This is a genomic window from Bathymodiolus platifrons methanotrophic gill symbiont, assembly GCF_002189065.1.
Taxonomy (GTDB): Bacteria; Pseudomonadota; Gammaproteobacteria; order Methylococcales; family Methylomonadaceae; genus Methyloprofundus.
In genome coordinates this window covers 1-1604 of record NZ_BDMN01000441.1, presented here as the reverse complement: position 1 = coordinate 1604, position 1604 = coordinate 1, and the positions used below count along the sequence as shown (strand labels likewise).

Annotated in this window: 2 protein-coding genes; both read left to right on the top strand. The window is 43.3% G+C overall.

The features are described from left to right. Positions 1–169: 169 nt before the first annotated feature. Complete coding sequence (locus CDZ78_RS19045) at positions 170–1054, top strand: hypothetical protein (protein WP_087871383.1); 885 nt, start codon at positions 170–172, stop codon at positions 1052–1054. A 4-nt stretch (positions 1055–1058) separates the two neighbouring features. Next, on the top strand, positions 1059–1604 hold a 546-nt coding region (locus CDZ78_RS19040), incomplete at its 3' end, for a hypothetical protein (RefSeq protein ID WP_140414222.1).

Sequence of the window (1604 nt, the reverse complement as noted above, 5' to 3'; positions counted from 1 at the left end):
GTTTTCAATGTTCATAGTTTAGCATTGCCTGTCAATGCGTAACTTCTAAGCTATTGTAATGTGGTAACGCAAAGTAATAGCGTCACATTCAGCTACTCAATAATTGGGAAACTTCAGATACATGATTGGCGCGTGATTTTTAATTCTGTTAAATCCAGGAGACAGTAATATGGTAAAAAATAATTGGTTAGCTGTTGGTTTATTGGCGGGTACTGTGTTTTTTGCCTTTCGCTTACTTAATCAGGATGAAGGTGAGTTTGAAGTAGCGATACCAAAACCTACCCCCAACCAGATTAGAGCGAAAGAAGAGAGGGCTGCTAAAGCTAAGTCTCTCGAGAATTTCTTGATGGAACGTAACTTAAAGGAAATTGCTTCTTGGGGTGATGATTTAACGGTGGCTCAGATTAGGACAAGGGATTTCTATTTAAAGGGCGGTTTAATTGTTGTGCCTCCTGAGGTGAGGGGTGTTCCGGAGTCTGTGTTGAGGGACATCCACAATAACTTCCACGATATGAAGGTTAAAGGTTATTATGAAGTCGATAGTAACAATACGGATTTGACACACCATTTGAGTTTGATTTCTGAATTAAAGAGGATGTCTAAGATTCTTGATCCCGGGAGTTTTCATCCGGACATCAAGAGTATTAGCAGTCATTTGAGATTCGACCCGACTGACCTAAACAATTCGTTATTTTCTAGCATCCCGCGTATATCCAGCAACACCTATGGCTCCCGCGCTGGGGGTAGGTGGTCAGCGATAAAACATCTTTTTGATGACCCGGAACTCGGTGTGATTAGACTCGACGAGATGAAATCAGGCCCCGGAGGGCATACAGAATACGTTTTGCCGGAGGAGCTAAATCAAACTGTAAATGGCTTGCCTGCGAGCTATACGGTATCCGTAGGGCCTGACGGATTGCCTTTTGCTAATTTATTGTGGGTCAATGACAAAAATATGTATTCGATGTCTATCCAACGGAATACAGGAACGGATCCGCAAGCGAAGGAATACTTTTTTAGCCTGGCCGAATCTTTACCTAACCCGGGGGTTTAAGACTATGAGATCCATTATTACGATAGTGGTGTTAGGGTCGTTTGTTGCCGCAGCGTATTCTTTACAGAACAACCCCTCTACGGCTTTGTATACACCTTTTTTTAGTGGGGGTGGAGGTGGAGGTTCACCTGCCCGTGGGGACTCGGCTACGAAGGACTCGGATATTCAATCTGAAAAATCTCCTCAATCTAAGGCTTCTCATCGGGATAGACACCTCTCTGGCAATAAGATCCGAGAGTATAAAAACAGTCGAATAATAAAATCTCCCAAGAACAATCACATTATTAATAAAACTGACCGTCCCAGATATAAGGAACGCGATCGGGACCTAAAAAAAAGAGAGAATGACCCCTCCGCTATTTATGATAAGCAAGTGTCTATTTGGACTTCCGACATGGAAAAACAGGGGTATACATTAGCAAATGATTATGATGTGGCATTAATAGCGATGGAAGCTATGAATGTTGTTTCTAAGGGGTCTAAGTCTCTGCGTGAGGAGTCCTCGAGCCTAATGTTCACCCCCACCACTGTGAAGGATCCTGCCCCCCCC

What these genes read in the sequence shown, in the direction of transcription:
- CDZ78_RS19045 (WP_087871383.1), top strand. Translation starts at nt 170, where the DNA reads ATGGTAAAAAATAATTGGTTAGCTGTTGGTTTATTGGCGGGTACTGTG.